The following is a 20,342-nucleotide window of genomic DNA, read 5'->3' as shown; positions in this document are numbered from 1 at the left end:
TGTGATTATAGTTTTTAGAATACTTCACCCATAGGCAATATTATAAATAGCCTATTGCCCTAAACGTAATTATTTTCTAACGTAAGGTTTTACAATATGATTGGCCAAGTCTAAGCCCTGTGCTTTGATGTCCCACAAAACCAATTCGGCCATTTTTCGGGCACCAAATTCACTAAAATGCGTGTTGTCTTTGTAACCTTTTGGAAATTTTGGTAGTTCATTGGGCTCAAAATACATATACAGGTGTCTGGAAAACTCGGGCCCCATAGCCTCTACAAGTTCGCGGCTTTTGGTGTCTAGATCTATCATGGGCACTTGGTATTCGTTAGCCAATTCTATAACAGCTTGCAGGTAGGGTGCATGCGACTCTAGGACTTTTCCTTGGTCGTCAAACTTTCTTCTGGTTACTGGGGTTATTAATATAGGATGTGCATTTTTAGCTCGTGTTTCGGTAATGTATTTCCCCATGAATGTTTTATAAACGTCAGGCGGTGCCATTCTATCGGGATGGTTCTTGGAGTTGGCCGCATCGTTATGTCCAAATTGGATAAGAACATAATCGCCGGGCTGTAGCGAATCTGTAATAGGTTGCCATAGGCCTTCCTCTACAAACGATCTAGAGCTTCTGCCACCTCGGGCACGGTTGTCAATTTTAGCCGTGTCATCAAAATAGTAAGCAAAAGGCATGCCCCAACCCATTTGTGGATATCTGCTTTCATCGTAAAGGCACATGGTAGAATCGCCTACCAGATAAATGGTGATGTTTTTGTCTTGGGCAAGCACTGTAGTAGTGGATACTAAGAGCATTAAAGCCAGTGCTAACAGTTTGTGGTTTGTAAAACGCTTCATAGTTTAGTTAAAAGTTAAAAGTTAAAAGTTAAAAGTTAAAAGTTAAAAGTTGACTCACTTATGTCTTTTAAATCGTAAATCCTCATTCCCCAAACACCTTATCCAAAAAATTCACGGTATAACTTAAGGTCGTTTCAAACCAAGGGTGCATGAGCCAAAAGGAATGTGGACTCTCTGGAATGGTGTGTACTTCGTTATAAATACCGTGCTTGTTTAAGATGGCAATCATGTCGTCTCTACCAGCATGAAAACGGGGCTGTGCACTGTTTATAAAAATAGTGGGTGGTGTGTTTTCATCTACATATTCCAAGGGCGAAGCTTCTTTCCAGTTTTTCCAATTGGTTTCTCTAGAGCCACTGAGCCAGATACCGGCCATGGTACCTTCGGCAGCGGCTTCTGGGTGAATGAAGGATACAATACCATCAACATTTATGATAGCCTGTACAGCATCTGAAAAGGTAGCATCTTTACCATAAATGGACGAATTGGGTGTTACCCCAACCAGTGCGGCCAATTGTGCCCCGGCCGAAGCTCCTAAAACGGCCACTTTATCGGGGTTGATGTGGTATTTCTTGGCGTGCTTTCGGGCCCATCTAATCGCATCTTTTATATCATTAACAGCAGCAGGGTAGGGCGCTTCATAGCCCAGCCTATAACCTACCGATATGCCAACATACCCGTTAAGGGCCAAATGTTGGGCCATAACCCGTTCGTTTTCCTTGCTGCCTACAAGCCAACCACCGCCGTGGATTAAAAATACCACAGGGTAGGTTTTTTTGGCCTTTCCTTTTGGGTAGTACACATCGAGCTTTAATGCGCTGGTTTCGGTTGTTTTATAGGTGATGTTTTCTTTGGCCTTAATGGTTTTAAAAACCAAAGGCTTTATAGGGGTGATAAAGGGATAGTTCTTTTTAAGCTTTTGATAAGTAGTCTCAATGGTATATGGAGGAAATTCTATTTTTTCTTGTGCCTTGGCGATTAAAGCGAAGCAAACAGTAATGCTAAGGCATGCAATTTTTATAAACTTAGTCATTGTTAATGTATTTATTGTTTAATATTGGCATTTAAGGCTTTCATACCTGTAAATACCAACCGTGAAACCGCTACGGCACCTTCTAATTGAAAATGGGTGTTATCTTTTTGTCCATCAGGATAGGCCTCGTATTTACCCGCAGGGAGGTTCATAAAATAATTTGCTGTTACATAGGGCTCACCCATTTTGGTAAAGAAATCCATAGATCTTTTATTCAAATCAATCAGTAGAACGTCTAATTCTGCAGCCACATCCTTAGCAGCCTGATCATAATCGCCATGCACGTTTTTTAATACACCATCTTCCCAAGGGTAGTTTCTGGCAACTGGCGTTAAAATGATGGGAATAGCACCCTTTTGTCTGGTTTGCGTTACAAAAAGCCTTAAGAATTCTTTATAACCCTCAATAGGAACATAACGTGGCGCATAGTTTTTTGCAGCATCGTTATGGCCAAATTGCATGAGCACGAGGTCATTTTCTTTAAGGGTTTCATATACGGCACGCCATCGGCCTTCCTGAAAAAAAGTACGGGTACTACGGCCACCCCGGGCACGATCATCAACAAAGGCGCTATCGGTTTTTATAAGCTTGCTTACCAGTGTTAAGCTATCTGAAACCAAAAACCTTTGAAAAACCTGTCCCCAGCCATGAAGCGGATAGCGTGTTTTCATATAGTCTTTTCCTTTATCATAATCGCCACTGTAATCGGCCATGGTAGAATCGCCAATTAAATAAATGGTCGTTACTGGTGGTGTACTATCGGTTTCCTGAGCAGTTTCCGTTTCTTTAGACTTACATGAGGCGATTGTAAAAAACGCTAATAAGAAAATGATGAAGTGAGTGTTTTTTAATTGCATGGTTTTTATTTTAAGATGTCCATTTCTTTTAGCCATTGAAAGCAAATAGTTTTCCATGTATCTGTTAATGCCGATTTGTTGTAAATACCTATGGCATGTCCTCCTAATGGGAAAATATGAAGTGATCCTGGAACATGGTGTTCTAGCATGGCTTCGTAAAACCGTAAGCTGTTTTTACAATTAACAGCAGTATCGTTTTGGGCATGCATTAATAGGGTAGGCGGGGTGCTTTTAGTAACATGAAACTCATTGGAGTATTTACGAATGTTCTCATCAGTAATATGGTCGCCCAAAAAGTTTGTTAAGCTGCCTTTATGGGTAATTTCGGTAAAGCTAATAACTGGGGATACCAAGATCATGAAATTGGGAATGAACTCCTGCGTATCGATAGTATCATTAATATTAGATAAGTCAGTTTGATGCGTTCCAATAGTGGAGGCCAGATGCCCGCCAGCCGAAGCTCCAAATATACCTACTTTGTTGGTGTCTAAACGCCATGCATCAGCATGGTGCCTAATAAGTTTCATGGCACGCTGGGTGTCCTGAATGGGTCCATTTTCGCTAATAATTAGGTCGGGCGATGTAGGAAGCCTATACATAAGTACAAACGCTGCGATGCCTTGAGTATTAAACCATTTTGCTAATTGGATACCGCCTAAATTATAGGTTAGGTGATGATAACCACCTGAAGGTAAAATTAAAACACTACTGCCGTTTTGTTCTTCCTTGGGAGGAAAAAAGGCAAGCATATGGGGTGTGGCAACTTGCGTAATACGTTCACGAGCTTCTATATGTTCAAGCACCATACCCTTGGAGTTTGGCATTTTACCCTCGGGCCATAAGTTGATAACATCTTGTGCCTGGAGCGTCCAACAGAAAAAGCTACAGATGAATACAATGCATTTTATCATACGCTTTATTTATTCAATTGTCACAACCTCTTTATTTGCACCCTTTCCAAGTACCAACTGCTCCTCACTGCTAAAATCCTGCTTGCTAAATTGTACATTTTCACTTTTGGCACCCAACACCCGAACCGGGGATTTGCTGGCACTGAAGTCAAAATCACTGGCCTTGATATGCTTTCCATTGTAAACCGTTAAGGCATAGCCATTAGAAGCAATCACTTTAACGTTTTTAAGGGTGAGTCCATCCACATCAATTGCTGTAATACCTTTTTTGGTTTCCAGAACAGCGTTTTCTAAAGACACATTTTTTAGACTCATTTCGGGCAAGCCCATAAAGAAGGCGGCGATTTCGGAATCGGACACGCGAATGTCTTTCATAAAGATGTTTCTAAAAGACGGTGTTTTTTCAGTCACGGGCTCTGGAGTTTCATCATGTACATCTTCCTCCTGATCTTCTTCTAAAACAGGGGAGTTTCCACCATAGAACATATTGAAGCGAATGGCCTCGGTGGGTATATGCATCATATCGATGTTGGAGATGTAGATGTTTTCTACAGTACCACCCCTACCACGGTTACTTTTAAAACGAAGCCCTACATCGGTACCTATAAAGGTACAATTGGATACGTGTACATGGTTAACACCACCAGACATTTCGCTGCCTATTACAAACCCACCATGGGCATGGTAAACAATGTTGTTTTTTACAATAACATGATGTGTTGGCATACCCAGTTTTCTGCCCTGTTCATTTTTTCCAGACTTAAAACACATGGCATCATCACCTACATCGAACGTATTATTGTAAATCAGTACATTTTTACAAGAGTCTAAATCCAGACCGTCACCGTTTTGGGAATACCACGGGTTTCTTACGGTTAGGTTTCTAATAATAATATCCTCGCTCATTAAAGGGTGTAAGTTCCATGCAGGGGAATTTTGAAAGGTAGGGCCATCTAGCAAAATTCTTTTGCTACGTACAATACTAACCATTACGGGACGTAAAAAATCTTTAACCGATTGCAACTCAGAACTGTCTATAAGATCTGGTACATTAAAATTGGTTGTGCTCTCATAGCCCTTTTTGGCACCTTCTGAAGGGAACCAAATACGTTTGTCCTCTGAAAGCACGCCACCAGATTCTACAAGTTTTTTCCATTGTGCACTGGTCATTTTTCCAGATTTAACTGGGCGCCATGCATCGCCACTACCATCTATAATACCTTTGCCAGTAATGGCAATGTTCTCTACATTGTTGGCATTAATGGGCGATATACATCTTACAGTACTAAGGCCCTCAAAATGGGTTTCAATAAGTTTGTAATCGTCAAAGTCTTTACTAAAAAGGATTAAGCTCCCTGCTTGCAAGTGCAGATTGATGTTGCTTTTAAGGGTAATGGGACCAGTAAGCCAAATGCCTCGAGGTACCACTACTTTACCACCGCCTTTAGAAACAACATGGTCGATGGCGTTTGCAAAAGCATCAGTGTTTTTAAAGATGCCACCACTTTTGGCCCCAAAATCTGTAATACGGACTTCAAGGTCTGGAAAGCTGGTTGTTTTTACTTTTGGCATATCAAATTCAATGCCTTCGTACAGGCTGGCTTCATCATCATCTGTTGTAACAACAGCAGATTGTTGGGTTTCTATGCACGCTACTAGCGTGAAGCAAACCATAATAAGAATAGCGCTTAACTGTTTCATTTGTTTAGTTTGGTTTTTTGGCCCCTCTAGGTTCTAAGAACCTAAAGAGGCTTTGTATTTAAAATCTATTTAGATATTTTAAAATAATCAACATCGGCATAACCACCGCGTTTCGCTTCTTCTGTGCTTACACTAAACAACCCTACTTTGGCACCAATCCATTTTCCAGGTTGCGCCTTAAAAGGCTGTCCTATCTTTTTGTATTTTTTTCCGTTTTCGGAATAACTGAACTGGCACATGGCATCGGGAGCCGATACTTCAACTTTAAAATACGCACTGTTTGTTTTTAGGCGCTCTTGGGCCACGATTGTTTCCTTAGCCCCATTAATGGCACCTATAGCTTCGGTTTGTTTTATATAAAAACCATCGGCATCGTGCGAAATGCTTAATGTAGCATAATCCATACCCATGATGATAAGCCCTGCCGTTTTGCCACTTTTAGCCTCTTCTGGGTATAATGCAATTTTTGTGGAAACCGTAAAGTTTGGCGCCGGAAACTTTTGAAGCAATAAGTTAGGCGTCATCCACAGATTTACAACATCTTCATTTGGTGGTTTAATAGAGAATAAACGCAAATAGTTGTTTCCAGGAAGTTTGGCATGCCACAGTACATTGGAATTGGCATTCCATTGCCACTGCAAACCTATATTGAAACCATCAAAAAGATCAGTTTCTACTGGGGTTTCAATAGGATAGGTTTTACCTACATTTGGTTTTTTGTGTGATGTTACAGGTTCGCCAATACCATTTCCATCAAAGTCTTTTCCCATCATGGGCCAATCGTCTATCCAAGACACGGGCTGTAAATGTACAATCCTACCATAGGCCTCAACATCTTGGAAATGATAAAACCAAGAGGCCCCATCTTGACTGTCTACCCAGGCACCTTGGTGCGGACCATTGATATTGGTGCTTCCTTGTTCTAATACTATTTTTTCTTCGTAAGGGCCATAAATGTTTTTAGAGCGTAAAATAAGCTGCCACCCTGTAGGGACACCGCCTGCTGGTGCAAAGATGTAATAATAGCCATTACGCTTATAAAATTTTGATCCTTCAATAGTGGGGTGGCTGTCATGACCATCAAACACATGTACACCTTCATCTAGAACTTTAGTGCCTTCTGGGTTCATTTTATTTACAGTGAGCAGGCTTTTTACACCAGCTCTACTACCTGCATAGGCATGTACTAGGTAGGCATCGCCATTGTCATCCCATAGCGGACTGGGATCTATAAGGCCTTTGCCTTCCATAACCAATACCGGAGGGTCCCAAGCACCTAAAGGATCTTTGGTTTTTACCATGTAAATACCAAAATCTGGATCGCCCCAATAAATATAGACTTCGTTATTGTGATAGCGAATGCTGGGAGCCCATACACCGTTACCGTGTTGGGGTACTTTAAAAGTATCAAAAGGAACTTGTTGTTTTAAGGCATGGTTAACCAATTTCCAATTAACCATGTCTTTAGAGTGCAAGATTGGTAAGCCAGGTGCAGCATTAAAGCTAGAGGCCGTCATGTAATAATCATCACCAACCCTTACCACATCCGGATCGGAATAATCGGCATAAATAATAGGGTTTTGGTAAGTGCCATCACCTTGATCGGCTACCCATACATCGGAGACATAAGGTTTGTTTGTTTGAGCAAATAATACGATTGTACTTAAAAGTGAAAATAATAGGGAATTAAATTTCATTATAACTAATTTATTATTTGTTTAATTCTAGACTAGCTAATATGAATGGACCTGTTCCCTTAGGGTCGTTAGATCGTATTATTTCGTTTATATAATATTCAAAAGAACCGTCTCTGTATGGGTCGCCTCCCAAGCCTGCAACGCCACAGCATTTATTAAGGTTTACTACACCATTGTCTTCTACTGACACTAAATTTTCTATAAGTCCGGCATACGCTTTTTCTGCGACTTCTAGGTACTTTTCTGGTAAATACCCTTTGTGTGCTCCTTTAGCAAAGGCATAGGTAAACATGGCCGTACCTGTAGCCTCTAAATAGTTGCCTTCACGATCGCCTTGATCTAGAACCTGATACCATAACCCCGACTCGTGCTGTACTTTGGTTATGGCTTCAGCAAATTGGTTTAGATAGGTAATGATACGCTCACGACCTGGGTGATCTTGTGGCAAAAAGTCCAATACATCTACCATGGCCATGCCGTACCAGCCCATACCTCTAGACCAGAAGTGTGATGAATTTCCTGTTTCTTTATTGGCCCATCGTTGCTCCTTGCTTTCATCCCAACCGTGGAAAAGTAAGCCAGATGCTTCATCGCGACTGTGTTCTTGGATAAGATCAAACTGCAAGACCACATCGTTAAATATTTGTTGTTTTTTTGCTGGATCTTCTACATAATCGCGCGCATAACGTGTGTGAAATGGCTCGGCCATATATAGACCATCTAGCCACATTTGGTGTGGGTAGCGTTTTTTGTGCCAGTAACCACCATCGGATGTTTTGGGTTGTGACTCCATTTGGCTGTTTAAGGTCTCTATGGCCGTTAAAAAGCGCTCTTCTTTTGTTTTTGGATAGAGATATAATAACACATCACCAGATTTGATCATGTCTAAATTCTGGTTTTCCAATTTATAGGTTTTAATAGTGCCTGTACTGTCTATCAATTCATCGGCATAGGCATATATATAATCGTAATACTTTTGTTTGTTGGTTTCTTTGTACACTTTAATACAGGCCGATAGTACAAGTCCGTTGGTATAACTCCAACGGGGCTTATCTACAAAGTCCAGTTTAGAGGCACTGGGGAAGCGTTCAATTTCAGAAAGCATCATACGCTCGGACCATTTTAAATCTTCTGGCACTACTTTTTCTACCGTGTTTTCGGCAGTGTCCTCTGTTTGTTTTCTTCCATCTTTGCAGGCTGTTAGGATAAGTCCCAGAGCCATGGCAACAAGTGCGATGTGTTTGGTTGTCTTCTTCATAGTATTTTAGTTAAGAGTATTTGTATTGTCTAGTGTTTGTAGTTTTGCATTGATATCGTCTAAGAATGCTTCTTTGGTTTTTAAACCGTTTGGTTCTTGTTCCCAGGCGCCCAAAAAGTAATAGGTAAGGGTTTGGGTTGTGGGTTTGAAGATAACCAAGTGGTCGTGTATGCCTTCTTTTTGTTCGGCCACCTCGTCTAGTTTATAGAATAGAGCCATGCCTAAGTTATCGGGCGGACTTGCCAAAGTTTGTTGCCCATAGGTAGCAATATAGGCCCAAGAGGTTCCTTCTTTTTTAATTAAAGGAATGTCTTTACCAATAACAATGCCTGTACACAACCCATCAATAGCCTGTGATGGTGTAAGTTCAGCTTTGGTAAATCGATCATTTGGATAAATGGTTAGTTTGGTGTTTAAATCGATGGTGTCATTGCCACTGGACCAACCTTTATAGGCAATATTAACCGAAGAGCTACTGGCTGTGTTGTCCAGCTTTACAGAGCGGCTTCCCAGATTTTGAAAGTGTACCACGGTGTCGGCCACTATACGTCCGTAACCACCAATTCCCATAGATTTTCCAGCCTTTAGGATATCTTGTCCCCAAGGCGCTGGCTCATGGTAAGAATCAAACCCGTCTTGTCCAACATATGGGAGCACCATGGAATCTACTTTTTTTCCAAAAATATCAATAGCCGTACGCCAATCGATATATAGGCGATAGCCTACTTGACCATTTTCCCATCCAGGGCCTTCGTAGCGGATGTAATAAGAATGATCGGTATGGCTATTAGGGACATCCAGTTGGTCGACATTTTTGAAATGATCGCCCCCTACATATTTTTTGCCCTGCCATTCACCACCCTCCTTAACCGATATTTCGGCATAGGTTTTTGCTGTAGCTTGTACTTCTGTAGTGTTATTGGTATGTGCATCTTCTGTTTTTGAAGCCTTGTCTTTACAGGAAATAAGACTTATTAAGGCTATGGATAAGATGGTTATTTTTTTCATTTTATTTAGTTTCTAATATTCAGTTTTTAGTTGTTCGCGTTAACCTAATAGGATTCTCCATTAATTGTTGTATTCTTAAACACAACAGGCTCTGAGTTTTCGACAGACATAGGTGTTTCTGTTTGTTTAATTTGGACATTGGTAAATGTTACATTTTTAACAATGTTTTCTTCACGGCCTTTAATAAGAATACCATATTTACCTCCATTTTCTACTTGTATATCTTGAAGGTGTATGTTTTTTATTGAAGGGATGTGGTTACCATCTTGGTTGGAATAAATACCATAGTAGGTATTGATTTTTAAAACGGCCTCTTTTACTTGCCCAACTTGTACATTTTTAACAAAAACATTTTCTACAAAACCACCTCTAAGGGTATTGGTTTTAATACGTATGGCACGATCTAAATTTGGACTGTCCATTTTACAATTTCTAACAAATACATTGCGAACACCAGCAGATATTTCGCTACCCATAACCACACCACCGTGACCATCTTTCATACTGCAGTTTTCAACAACAATATTTTCACTTGGAATGTTTACACGACGGCCTTCATCGTTTCTACCAGATTTAATGGCAATACAATCATCACCCGTATCGAATGTACAATTGGTAATGTGTACATTTTTAGAATATTCTGGATCGCAACCATCATTGTTAGGGCCGTGGCTGCTTACGGTTACACCATCTACACGTACATAGTTACATTTTATTGGGTGTATTACCCAAAAAGGGGCGTTGGTAAAAGTAACACCCTGTATTAAAACATTTTCACATTCAAAAGGTTCAAAAAATGTGGGACGTAATTGATGCCCCTCGCCAAAAATGCGCTCGGCTACTGGTGTAGCATTTTCATTCATGGTGCGTAATCGGGGTAAGTTATGATCATCTCTTTGTTTGGGTGTTCCTTCTATATGTCCGTACCTTTCGGCACCACACCAAGGCCACCAGTTGGCAGGGTCTGCCTGGCCATTAAAAGTTCCTTTACCAGTTACAGCAATGTTTTTTTGTTTAAAGGCATAAATGAGCGGTGAGTAATTCATAAGTTCTACGCCTTCATAGGAGGTTTGAACTACGGGAAGATACGCTTGTTTGTCTTTGGTGAACAGTACTTGGGCACCTGCTTCTAAATGCAGGTTTACATTACTTTTTAAATGTATGGGGCCGGTTAAAAAATCTCCTGAAGGAATTACTACTTTGCCACCACCAATTTTGCTGCAGGAATCGATAGCTGCTTTTATGGCATCACTATTTAGGGTTTCGCCATCACCAACAGCACCAAAATCTACAATGTTAAAGGTTGTGTTTGGAAATTCTGGTATTTTAATGGCATTTATAATTTCATCGGCAGCATCAAAAACATCTGCTTCGGCTTTTTCTTTTGGTTTTTCTTTGCAGGCCTGAAAAGAAAACAGCAATAATGTTAGCGTGTATAGTAAGAAGTGTTTCGTGATTTTCATAAAAATTAGTTTATTTAATGTATTATATTTTAGGAATCCAGTTATCATTACCTTTTAGAACATTTTCCAGGCTAAAAGATGCAAGGTCGTTTTTTGAGAGCTTTTTGGCCCATGTAACCCTTTGGTTAGAACTTCCTGGGCCAGAGGAATTGTATTCTGCATAAAATGTGGTTTGCTCAGCATGAGGCTTGCCCCAATTGTGCCAACCCTCGGGTTTAACAAGTTTATCCATATAGCAATCTATCCAAACGGTTTGCGCATAATCACGCCAAGGTCTTCCAAGATAAAAAGTGTTTTCTAAAGCATTTCCTGTAATTTTACAGTTGTAAAAAACAAATCCGTAAGGTGTCTCTTTATTGGTAGATGCAGCAGTGACATAGCCTTTATTTTTGCAATAGATTTCACAATTTTCAAAGTACCCCGTAGACCACCCAAAAATAAAATCGACTGTCCCCTCTATGTAACAATCTTTATAATATTGTCTGCTATTATTTCCATGTAAATATAAGGTGTCCTGATTTCCCAGGAACTTACAGTTTACAAATATTACCTTGTCACCATCAACCCTTACAGCCACCGCTTGACCAACAGGGCCAGCACTATTTTCAAAAGTTAAGTTAAGGGCTTTAAAATGATCGCCAAAAACAAAAAAGGATGTTGATCCTGTGGTTCCCATTTCTTCTCCAAATTTATTGGGCTTCTTGGCAAAATCATCAAAGGTTAAAATAGTACTGTCTTTATTTTCACCAATAAAGGTTATATGTGTTTTAGACGCAGGAAGCACTAATTTTTCTTTATAAATACCAGCTTTGATAAAGATTTTGGTTTCTTTTTTCCTAAAGTCCGGAACAGCATCTATAGCTTCCTGAACCGTTGTAAAGTCACCATGACCTTTAGAATCAACTATAAAATCATAAGATGCTTTCTGTAAGGAATTAGAATTTTGATAATCAAGTTGATAGCTATAGCCTATATTGAAAACAAGCAAAAATAGGTTAATAGCCAAAAAGGTTTTTCTTATGATCATTAATACTTAGTTTAGTTGCTGTTTAACAAATGCAAGTTGATACAATTAGAATATATTATATTTAATCAAACAATTTTATTGTAACGAAATGCAATCGATTGCACGAATATATATAATATTTTATAAAAATCATAGCAATATGTTTTAAAGCGGACAACATTTAACAGGTTTGGAGAAATATAGCTTGCTTGTGATAAAAAAGCAAAGATTGATTTATGAAATCGGTCAGCGCTCAAAAATACCATTGAATTGTTGTTAATTTGGTAATCTTGCGCGTTAGGCAATGACAATTTCGGAATTTTAGGCAGTAAATTATGGTGGGTATAAGTTTAAATACCATAGCGCTTGATGAATTTGAGACATTGTGAATAATTTCAATATATGATGTATGCATAAACGTTTTTCAGGAGTAGTTGTACCTATGATAACGCCACTTAATAAAGATTTAACGGTGGATGTTGAGGCGGTAAGCCGTTTGGTTAAATTGTTTGCTAAAAATGGTATTCATCCATTGGTTTTGGGAACCACGGGCGAATCCTCTTCTATAAACGAAATAGAGAGCCTACGGATGGTTGAAGCAGCCGTAAAAGCAAAGTCGGAGGGCCAATGTATATATGCTGGCTTGGTTGGAAATCAAGTAGCGGAGGTGATAGAAAGAGGTAAAAAATACATAGCATTGCATGCCGATTGTGTTGTGGCTACCCTGCCATCTTATTATGGATTGACATCTGAACAAATGACCGTTTTTTATAAAACCCTAGCCGATACTATTGAAGGCCCTGTTATGATGTACAACATTACGGCCACCACACAAATGTCCATTCCGTTGGATGTTGTTGCTACACTATCTAAGCATCCTAATATATGGGGCTTAAAAGACTCTGAACGCGACGTAGAACGTATGCAAGCATGTATTAATACCTATAAGGATAACCAAACATTTTCCTTTTTTTGTGGTTGGGGAGCACAAAGTGCTGGGAGTTTAAAAATGGGCGCCGATGGTATTGTACCCAGTACGGGTAATTATGTTCCAGAAATGTATAAAGCATTATATAAGGCTGCTATGGAAACCGATTGGGATACTTGTGAAAAATGGCAAAAAGAAACCGATGCCATCGCGCAGCAATACCAAAAAGATAAAACATTAGGAGAGTCCCTAGCTAAGCTAAAAGCGTTGCTATTTGCTAAAGGGATTTGCAATAAAACCATGATGCCACCTCTAACTGAAATAGATTAAAGCATAAAAAAAGAAAAACCAACCAACTAAATTAAATACATTATGATAAATATTCATTGGCTTGATATTGTAATTGTTATAGTTACAGTATGTTTTACATTGGGAGCAGGATTTTATTTTGCCCGAAGGCAAAAAAGCTCCGATCAATATTTCTCGGGCAGTAAAACCATACCCGCATGGGCCATAGGTATTTCCATATTTGCAACATTAATAAGTAGTGTTACGTTTTTGGCTTATCCAGCTGCAGCATACAAATCGAATTGGATTTTATTGGTACAAGGTCTCATGGTACCCATAGTATTAATAGGGTTGATTTGGGTTATTGTACCCCTATTTAGAAAAGTAATTCGTTTAAGTACTTATGAGTATTTTGAACGGCGATTTGGGGTTTTTGCCCGCATGTACAGTTCTGTTGCATTTATATTAACACACTTTTCAAAAATGGGTACGGTTCTTTACTTGGTTAGTTTGGCTTTAGCAACCTTAACTGGTATTGATGTTACTTTGTTTATATTGGGTTTGAGTGTTGTTATTATATTATTAACCCTGCTTGGAGGTATAGAGGCCGTTATTTGGATGGATGTTATTCAAGGCTTTTTATTGATTGGAGGCGGGTTGTTGTGTATTGGCATTTTATTGTTCTCTACAGATGGTGGTCCCAGTTTTATGCTGCATGAAGCCATTGCCATGAAGAAGATAGATTTTGGGCCTTATGATTTTACTTTTACAGAGCTTACTTTTTGGGTTTTGGTAATCAATGGTGTATTTTATGCTTTGCAAAAGTATGGAACCGACCAAACCATTGTACAGCGCTATTTAGCGGCGAGAAGTGATAAAGAGGCCAAAAAGGCAGCTTATATAGGTGTACTGGCAAGTGTACCAGCTTGGGCCTTGTTTATGTTGATAGGGTCTTTGTTATTTGTATTTTATAATACAGGGGCAGCCATATTACCTGAGGGTATGAAGGCCGATCAGGTATTTACATATTTTATTGGTACTGAGCTGCCAGTAGGTGCTGTGGGTTTGGTGCTATCGGCATTGATTGCGGCAGCAGTATCTAGCTTAGATTCTGATATGAACTGTTTAGCAGCCATTGGTGTTGAGGATTTTTACCAACGTATAAAACCTAATTGTACAGATAAACAACGCTTGTTTGTAGGACGCTTATTGGTTTTGTTTTCAGGTGTTGCTATGTCTTTTGTAGCACTACTATATGCGGCTTGGAACGGACAGGGCGTTTTAGGAGTGGTGTTTCAATTATACGCCATTTTTTCTGCAGGGATTGTTGGTATTTTTCTTTTGGGTTTATTTTCAAGGCGCGCCAATAAGAAAGGCCTATATATAGGCATTGTTACCTGTGTTGTGTTTACAGCTTATGCCGTATTGACTACAACTGAGATAGGTGGTTCCCTGCTACTTGATTTTGGTGATTATAATTTTCCGCACCATAAATATATGTTGGGTGTCTACAGTCACCTTATTGTATTATTGGTAGGCTATTTTGCCAGTTTTTTATTCAAGTCAGAAACCGTTAAAGACGAACTGACAATTTATGGCTATTTCAAATTAAGAAACTAAACATAACAATGGATTCCATTACATTATTACAACCTCAAAAAATAGTATTTGGTGAGCATTCAATTTTAGAGCTTGCTAAAGACACTATTATACAAAGTGCTAACAAAATTATGCTATTGGTGGCACCACCTTTATTGGAATCGATCCAGCCATTGGTGGAAAACCTTAAATCTGAAAACAAATCGATGTCTTTAACAGAATATCCTTTTTTGGGAGAACCCACATTTTCACAATTCAATACCTTATTGGAGATAAGCGAATCCTTTAATCCAGATTGTGTTATAGGCATAGGTGGCGGTAGTGTTTTAGACTGCGCCAAACTAATGGCGGCGCTTACCAATGCTACCCAAAGTTTGGAAGATGTTGTGGGTATTGGATTTTTAAAAGAGCGAACTATAAAACTAATATGTGTGCCAACAACATCGGGAACAGGGAGTGAAGTGTCTCCAAATGCCATTTTGCTCAATGAGGCTACAGAAGCAAAAAGTGGTATTATTAGTCCCTACTTAGTGCCCGATGCTTGTTATCTCGATCCTGTTTTAACCCTTAGCTTACCAGCTAAGCTAACTGCCGAAACGGGTATTGATGCCTTGTCACATTGCATAGAGGCGTATACCAATAAATTTGCGCATCCTACTGTAGATACTTATGCTTTAAAGGGAATGGCATTGATTGCCAACAATATTCAACAAGCCTACGAACATGGTGATGATATAGAGGCGCGAGCAGCATTGTTACTAGGCTCTATGTATGGCGGTTTGTGCTTGGGGCCTGTAAACACATCGGCTGTTCATGCCCTATCTTATGGATTGGGCGGTAAATTCCATGTGCCACATGGACTTGCAAATGCTATTTTAATGCCCGAGGTGTTGCGATTCAATCTTTCTGCAAATCCGAAAAGGCATGCTGAGGTAGCACGTGCTTTAGGAATTACAACTCAAGATGCAGATCAAGACATTGCTTTATTAGGGATAGAAAAAATAGAGACTTTATCAAAAGCATGTGGAATTCCACAGCGATTGACAGCTATAGGGATTACCGAAACCGTTTTGCCCGAACTGGCAGACATTGCTATGAAAGTTACTCGGTTACTAAAAAATAATCCTAGAGAAGTGACCAAGGAAGATGCTATTAAAATATATAAAGAATTGCTTTGATATAGATCAGAGAATAGAGAGATAAAGCACGCTGTGTAAAAATAAAGAAAAGATAAAAGTAGATGAAACCAAAAGTAGGAATCTCAATGGGCGATCCCGCAGGAATTGGTCCGGAAATAATAATAAAAACGATGGCTTTAGAAAGCTTATATGAAAGCTGTAGACCATTAATTATTGGTGATGCCGAAACCATGAGAAATGAAGTAGAGACACTAAAGTCGCCACTGCATATCAATGCCATTAATAAGGTAAGTGAGGCGAAGTTTGAGTATGGAACGGTAGATGTTTTCGATTTAAAAAATGTAAACATTAGCGCATTAAAACCGGGCGTTGTTTCGGCCATGGCAGGAAAAGCTGCTTTCGAGGCCGTTGTAAAAAACATTGAATTGGCCATGGCCAATGAAATTGATGCTACGGTAACGGCCCCTATAAATAAAGAATCCATTCACAAAGCAGGGCATAAATATTCAGGACATACAGAGATTTATGCAGATTACACGAACACTTCAAAATTTGCCATGCTTTTGGCAGACGAGAACTTTAGGGTTATTCATGTAAGTACACATGTGTCCTTAAGACAGGCCTGTGATTTGTGCAAAAAAGATCGCGTGTTTGAGGTAATTACTTTATTGCACGATGCTTGCTTGAAATTTGGAATAGAAAAACCAAGAATAGCAGTGGCGGGATTAAATCCGCATGCAGGAGAAAATAGGTTATTTGGTGATGAGGAAGTTCATGAAATTATTCCTGCAATAGAAGAAGCCAATCGTTTGGGCTATACTGTAGAAGGACCCTTTCCACCCGACACCATGTTTGTTAAGGCAGTACAAGGAAAATTTGATGGCTGTGTAGCTATGTACCACGATCAAGGCCATATACCCTTTAAATTAGAAGGTTTTAAATGGGATAATGAAAAGGAGACCATGAAAAGTGTAAAAGGGGTTAACATTACATTGGGTTTGCCTATTATACGGACGTCTGTGGATCATGGGACGGCATTTGAAATAGCAGGTCTAGGTATTGCTTCAGCCGATGCCATGTTAGTAGCCATAGATTATGCTGTGGTGATGGCTAAACATAAAAGTAGCGATAGAAGATGATAACTGTAATTGCCGATGATTTAACAGGAGCCGCAGAAATTGCGGGTGTTTGTCTTCGTTATGGCATACATGTGGCTTTTGGTATAGATGCCTTGCCCAAAAAAATGACCACAGTTAATATCGTGGCTACCGATTCTAGATCTGGTACCGAAGTAGAAGCTTATATGATACATCGGCAGATTACAAAAGAAATAATTCAAGAAAATACCAATCAAATTATATTTAAAAAATGTGATTCTGTTTTAAGAGGGTATGTTTTGTCAGAGCTTTCGGCCATAATGAGTGTAAAAGATAAAAACACTATTTTGTTACAGCCAGCAAACCCCAGAGGAGCACGTTGTATTATAAATGGTTCTTATTATATAAACAATACCCTAATAGAAAACACAGGATTTGTTACCGATCCAGATTTTCCAGCTACAACATCTTCAGTAAAAAACCTACTTATAAATAGAGGCATAAAGTATTCAGGTATTGAAAAAATACATACGGGCTTAATCGATACAATAACATCGAATGGGCTGTATATTCCAGATTGCAATTCGGAAGCAGATCTAATTAGTGCTTTGCACTTGTATGAGGAGTCCCATCTCATAGGAGGAAGTGCTGCTTTCTTTGAACAGTTTTTAATTAAACTAAACCTAACCTCAAAACTCAAGGTGTCGTCCAAATACAGTTTCTTAAATCAATATTTATTGGTGTCTGGTAGTGTACACCCCCAAAGCATTGCATATAGTGAGATGCTTAAAAAAGATTGTCCTGTAATGGTGTTTCCAAACCAGTTGTTGCAAAAAAATATTGAAGAAAAGGATTTAAAGGTATGGGCCAAAGAAGTGGTTAAGGTTTATAGTAAGCACGAAAAAATGGCATTAAGGATTTCCAATAGCATTATAAAATTTGAGAACAGTTCTAAAGTTCTAAAAAACAGAATGTGCCATATTGTAAAATTACTTTTCAAACAGTCTACTATAAACGAATTGCTTATAGAAGGAGGTGCTACTGCTTATGATGTGCTCAAAAAGTTACAATGGGAATCGTTTACACCCATTGCAGAATTGACTTTAGGTGTAGTGCGCATGCGATATGATAACGACCCTAAAAAATATATTACTATAAAACCAGGCAGTTACCAATGGCCTGAAGCGCTTTTAAAATGATAAAGAATATGAAATGAAAAAACTAAAAGGTATTACATGGAATCATACCAGGGGCTTGGTGCCCATGGTGGCAACAGCACAGCGTTTTTCTGAATTAAACCCTGGAGTAGAGATTACATGGGAAAAACGAAGTTTACAAGAATTTGCTGATGCTTCTATCGAGGATTTGGCAAAGCGGTTTGATTTGATGGTGATAGACCATCCCTGGACGGGGTTTGGGTCGCAATCTAAAGTCATTTTACCACTATCCGATTATTTGCCGGAGGCTTTTATAGAAGACCAAAAAACGAATACCATAGGACGTTCTTTTGAAAGCTATGTTTTTGAAAACAAATCCTGGGCTCTAGCCTTAGATGCTGCCACACCGGTAGCCTCGGCACGATTGGATCTTTTGGAAAAACATGGTCTGGAAGTTCCTAAAACGTACGACGATTTAATGGCACTGGCTAAAAAAGGCTTGGTAGCTTTTGCTGGCATACCCATAGATGTGTTAATGAGTTTTTATTCGTATTGCTGTAGTTTGGGCGAGGCTCCCTTTCAATCGCAGGAGCGGGTTGTATCTTATGAAACGGGACAGCAGGCGTTGCAAATGTTTCGTGAGCTAGCAACATTAATAGATGCTGAGAATTTTAACAGAAACCCCATTAAGGTTTATGAGGCCATGGTTAATACCAATGCCATTGCTTATTGTCCGTTTGCCTATGGGTATTCTAATTATTCTAGAATAGGCTATGCCAAAAAGCTGCTTCATTTTTATGATTTGGTTAGCTTAAATAATAAGCCCATGATCAGTTCATTGGGCGGTACTGGGTTAGCTGTTTCGGCTTCGTGCAAGCATATTCCAGAGGCGATGAAGTATGTGGAATTTACCATGTCATCGCAAGTACAACAAACCATATTTGCAGATAACGGTGGGCAACCCGGACATTTACAAGCTTGGAAAAGTGATAGGATCAATCAACTAACACACGATTATTTTAAAAACACCCTGCCCGCTTTAGAGCGTGCTTTTTTACGTCCCCGATATTATGGGCACATGTACTTTCAGGATCGTGCAGGAGATGTGGTACAGGAATATTTAATGCAAGGTGGTAATGAAAAGACGGTATTGGATGCCTTAGATACGCTTTATGTGGAATCTTTAAAAATGAAGCCGTAATGTTGCCGTTAGAAGGAGTATTGGTACTTGAGTTTTCCCAATTTTTGGCGGGGCCGTCAGCTGGGTTAAAATTGGCAGATTTGGGTGCTCGTGTTATTAAAATTGAACGTCCCGAAAAAGGAGAAGCTTGTAGGCAGCTTAGTATTAAAGATTTGTTTGTGGACGACAGCAGTATGCTGTTCCATACCATTAATAGAAATAAAGAATCGTTTGCGGCAGATTTAAAAAACCCCGACGATCTGGAACAGGTAAAACAACTTATAGCCAAAGCCGATGTGATGACTCATAATTTCAGACCGGGCGTGATGGAGAAAATTGGACTGAGTTTTGAAGAAGCCTTGGCCATCAACCCTAAAATTATCTATGGGGTTATTACCGGATACGGCAGTACAGGACCCTGGGCCAAGAAACCCGGACAGGATTTGTTATTACAATCGCTCTCGGGCTTAACATGGCTGAGTGGTAAAAGTATCCAAGGCCCTGTACCTTTTGGGTTGGCGGTGGCCGACCTGATGTGTGGGAATCATTTTGTACAGGGTATTTTGGCAGCCTTGCTTAAACGTGCTAAAACCAGAAAAGGGGTCTTGGTGGAGGTAAGTTTGCTGGAATCTATTTTGGATGTGCAATTTGAGGCTATTACTATGTTTTTAAATAATGGCGGTAAATTGGCCGACCGGGGGAATGTACGGGGCAGTGCTCATGCTTTTTTAAGTGCACCCTATGGTATTTACGAAACTAGTGACGGGTATCTGGCATTAGCGATGGGCGACTTACTCTTAATGGGCGAGGTTTTGGAAGTAGATTTAAGCAAGTACACCGATAAAAAAACATGGTTCCGCTCCAGAGCTGCTATTAGAAAAATATTGAGTAAAAAGATTATCACCAAGCCCTCTGATTATTGGATTCAGGTATTGAGAGCACAGGGACTCTGGTGTGAAAAGGTGCTGGATTACCACACTTTGAATAGCAAGGCTTTTATGGAAGACTTGCAACTAAAACAAACGGTAACGAGTGCCGATGGAAATACGATGGTTACCACCCGATGCCCTATTCAAATAGATGGGGCTATTTTAAAGTCAGCCAAGGCAGCACCCAAAGTGGGTGCCGATACCATCAGTATACGTGAACACTATATTAATGATTAAATGAA

17 protein-coding genes are annotated in these 20,342 nt (G+C 39.6%); 7 read left to right on the top strand and 10 right to left on the bottom strand.

Features of this window, described 5'->3' with window-relative positions; genetic code table 11:
* Nucleotides 1–69: 69 nt before the first annotated feature.
* The 10 genes from AC5SR4_RS03580 to AC5SR4_RS03535 form a co-directional block, all read right to left on the bottom strand.
* Nucleotides 70–849, bottom strand: a complete 780-nt coding sequence (locus tag AC5SR4_RS03580) for a rhamnogalacturonan acetylesterase (protein WP_495358168.1) — start codon at nucleotides 847–849, stop codon at nucleotides 70–72.
* 82 nt (nucleotides 850–931) lie between these two features.
* On the bottom strand, nucleotides 932–1,882 hold the full coding sequence (locus tag AC5SR4_RS03575; RefSeq protein WP_495358167.1) for an alpha/beta hydrolase: 951 nt from the start codon (nucleotides 1,880–1,882) through the stop codon (nucleotides 932–934).
* A gap of 11 nt (nucleotides 1,883–1,893) precedes the next feature.
* Nucleotides 1,894–2,739 (bottom strand): rhamnogalacturonan acetylesterase, encoded by an 846-nt coding sequence (locus AC5SR4_RS03570; RefSeq protein ID WP_495358166.1) that lies wholly within the window; start codon nucleotides 2,737–2,739, stop codon nucleotides 1,894–1,896.
* A 5-nt stretch (nucleotides 2,740–2,744) separates the two neighbouring features.
* On the bottom strand, nucleotides 2,745–3,650 hold the full coding sequence (locus tag AC5SR4_RS03565) for an alpha/beta hydrolase (RefSeq protein WP_495358165.1): 906 nt from the start codon (nucleotides 3,648–3,650) through the stop codon (nucleotides 2,745–2,747).
* A gap of 9 nt (nucleotides 3,651–3,659) precedes the next feature.
* Nucleotides 3,660–5,351: a glycoside hydrolase family 28 protein gene (locus AC5SR4_RS03560; RefSeq protein ID WP_495358164.1), complete on the bottom strand. Its 1,692-nt coding sequence runs from the start codon at nucleotides 5,349–5,351 to the stop codon at nucleotides 3,660–3,662.
* A gap of 65 nt (nucleotides 5,352–5,416) precedes the next feature.
* Nucleotides 5,417–7,048, bottom strand: coding sequence for a glycoside hydrolase family 43 protein (locus tag AC5SR4_RS03555; protein ID WP_495358163.1), 1,632 nt, complete (start codon nucleotides 7,046–7,048; stop codon nucleotides 5,417–5,419).
* 13 nt (nucleotides 7,049–7,061) lie between these two features.
* Entirely contained in the window at nucleotides 7,062–8,306 is a 1,245-nt protein-coding gene (locus AC5SR4_RS03550) for a glycoside hydrolase family 88/105 protein (RefSeq protein WP_495358162.1), read from the bottom strand.
* Between the two features lie 6 nt (nucleotides 8,307–8,312).
* Entirely contained in the window at nucleotides 8,313–9,314 is a 1,002-nt protein-coding gene (locus AC5SR4_RS03545; protein WP_495358161.1) for a DUF4861 family protein, read from the bottom strand.
* Between the two features lie 44 nt (nucleotides 9,315–9,358).
* Entirely contained in the window at nucleotides 9,359–10,777 is a 1,419-nt protein-coding gene (locus AC5SR4_RS03540) for a glycoside hydrolase family 28 protein (protein WP_495358160.1), read from the bottom strand.
* Nucleotides 10,778–10,799: 22 nt separating this feature from the next.
* The gene (locus AC5SR4_RS03535; RefSeq protein WP_495358159.1) at nucleotides 10,800–11,804 is read right to left on the bottom strand and encodes a pectinesterase family protein; all 1,005 of its coding nucleotides are present in this window, start codon (nucleotides 11,802–11,804) and stop codon (nucleotides 10,800–10,802) included.
* A 388-nt stretch (nucleotides 11,805–12,192) separates the two neighbouring features.
* Here AC5SR4_RS03535 and AC5SR4_RS03530 point away from each other — a divergent pair, with 388 nt between their 5' ends.
* The 7 genes from AC5SR4_RS03530 to AC5SR4_RS03500 all read left to right on the top strand — a co-directional run bounded on the left by AC5SR4_RS03530 (nucleotide 12,193) and on the right by AC5SR4_RS03500 (nucleotide 20,337).
* Nucleotides 12,193–13,041, top strand: a complete 849-nt coding sequence (locus AC5SR4_RS03530; protein ID WP_495358158.1) for a dihydrodipicolinate synthase family protein — start codon at nucleotides 12,193–12,195, stop codon at nucleotides 13,039–13,041.
* A 42-nt stretch (nucleotides 13,042–13,083) separates the two neighbouring features.
* A complete protein-coding gene (locus AC5SR4_RS03525; protein WP_495358157.1) occupies nucleotides 13,084–14,619 on the top strand; it encodes a sodium:solute symporter family protein in 1,536 nt (511 codons plus the stop codon).
* A gap of 8 nt (nucleotides 14,620–14,627) precedes the next feature.
* The gene (locus AC5SR4_RS03520; RefSeq protein ID WP_495358156.1) at nucleotides 14,628–15,776 is read left to right on the top strand and encodes an iron-containing alcohol dehydrogenase; all 1,149 of its coding nucleotides are present in this window, start codon (nucleotides 14,628–14,630) and stop codon (nucleotides 15,774–15,776) included.
* A gap of 62 nt (nucleotides 15,777–15,838) precedes the next feature.
* Nucleotides 15,839–16,876, top strand: coding sequence for a 4-hydroxythreonine-4-phosphate dehydrogenase PdxA (pdxA, locus tag AC5SR4_RS03515; protein ID WP_495358155.1), 1,038 nt, complete (start codon nucleotides 15,839–15,841; stop codon nucleotides 16,874–16,876).
* Entirely contained in the window at nucleotides 16,873–18,033 is a 1,161-nt protein-coding gene (locus tag AC5SR4_RS03510) for a four-carbon acid sugar kinase family protein (protein ID WP_495358154.1), read from the top strand. The genes pdxA and AC5SR4_RS03510 overlap by 4 nt, the downstream gene beginning before the upstream one ends.
* A 13-nt stretch (nucleotides 18,034–18,046) precedes the next feature.
* Complete coding sequence (locus AC5SR4_RS03505; protein ID WP_495358153.1) at nucleotides 18,047–19,192, top strand: ABC transporter substrate-binding protein; 1,146 nt, start codon at nucleotides 18,047–18,049, stop codon at nucleotides 19,190–19,192.
* The gene (locus AC5SR4_RS03500) at nucleotides 19,192–20,337 is read left to right on the top strand and encodes a CaiB/BaiF CoA transferase family protein (protein WP_495358152.1); all 1,146 of its coding nucleotides are present in this window, start codon (nucleotides 19,192–19,194) and stop codon (nucleotides 20,335–20,337) included. Before AC5SR4_RS03505 ends, AC5SR4_RS03500 begins: the two co-directional genes overlap by 1 nt.
* Nucleotides 20,338–20,342 lie beyond the last annotated feature (5 nt).

The sequence above is a fragment of the Aestuariibaculum scopimerae genome (assembly GCF_059428085.1).
Note: the sequence above shows the minus strand (reverse complement) of the source record. Positions and strands in the feature narration are given on the sequence as shown.

Coding starts and splice junctions, on each gene's coding strand:
- AC5SR4_RS03580 (WP_495358168.1), bottom strand. CDS start 849: ATGAAGCGTTTTACAAACCACAAACTGTTAGCACTGGCTTTAATGCTC.
- AC5SR4_RS03575 (WP_495358167.1), bottom strand. CDS start 1,882: ATGACTAAGTTTATAAAAATTGCATGCCTTAGCATTACTGTTTGCTTC.
- AC5SR4_RS03570 (WP_495358166.1), bottom strand. CDS start 2,739: ATGCAATTAAAAAACACTCACTTCATCATTTTCTTATTAGCGTTTTTT.
- AC5SR4_RS03565 (WP_495358165.1), bottom strand. CDS start 3,650: ATGATAAAATGCATTGTATTCATCTGTAGCTTTTTCTGTTGGACGCTC.
- AC5SR4_RS03560 (WP_495358164.1), bottom strand. CDS start 5,351: ATGAAACAGTTAAGCGCTATTCTTATTATGGTTTGCTTCACGCTAGTA.
- AC5SR4_RS03555 (WP_495358163.1), bottom strand. CDS start 7,048: ATGAAATTTAATTCCCTATTATTTTCACTTTTAAGTACAATCGTATTA.
- AC5SR4_RS03550 (WP_495358162.1), bottom strand. CDS start 8,306: ATGAAGAAGACAACCAAACACATCGCACTTGTTGCCATGGCTCTGGGA.
- AC5SR4_RS03545 (WP_495358161.1), bottom strand. CDS start 9,314: ATGAAAAAAATAACCATCTTATCCATAGCCTTAATAAGTCTTATTTCC.
- AC5SR4_RS03540 (WP_495358160.1), bottom strand. CDS start 10,777: ATGAAAATCACGAAACACTTCTTACTATACACGCTAACATTATTGCTG.
- AC5SR4_RS03535 (WP_495358159.1), bottom strand. CDS start 11,804: ATGATCATAAGAAAAACCTTTTTGGCTATTAACCTATTTTTGCTTGTT.
- AC5SR4_RS03530 (WP_495358158.1), top strand. CDS start 12,193: ATGCATAAACGTTTTTCAGGAGTAGTTGTACCTATGATAACGCCACTT.
- AC5SR4_RS03525 (WP_495358157.1), top strand. CDS start 13,084: ATGATAAATATTCATTGGCTTGATATTGTAATTGTTATAGTTACAGTA.
- AC5SR4_RS03520 (WP_495358156.1), top strand. CDS start 14,628: ATGGATTCCATTACATTATTACAACCTCAAAAAATAGTATTTGGTGAG.
- pdxA (WP_495358155.1), top strand. CDS start 15,839: ATGAAACCAAAAGTAGGAATCTCAATGGGCGATCCCGCAGGAATTGGT.
- AC5SR4_RS03510 (WP_495358154.1), top strand. CDS start 16,873: ATGATAACTGTAATTGCCGATGATTTAACAGGAGCCGCAGAAATTGCG.
- AC5SR4_RS03505 (WP_495358153.1), top strand. CDS start 18,047: ATGAAAAAACTAAAAGGTATTACATGGAATCATACCAGGGGCTTGGTG.
- AC5SR4_RS03500 (WP_495358152.1), top strand. CDS start 19,192: ATGTTGCCGTTAGAAGGAGTATTGGTACTTGAGTTTTCCCAATTTTTG.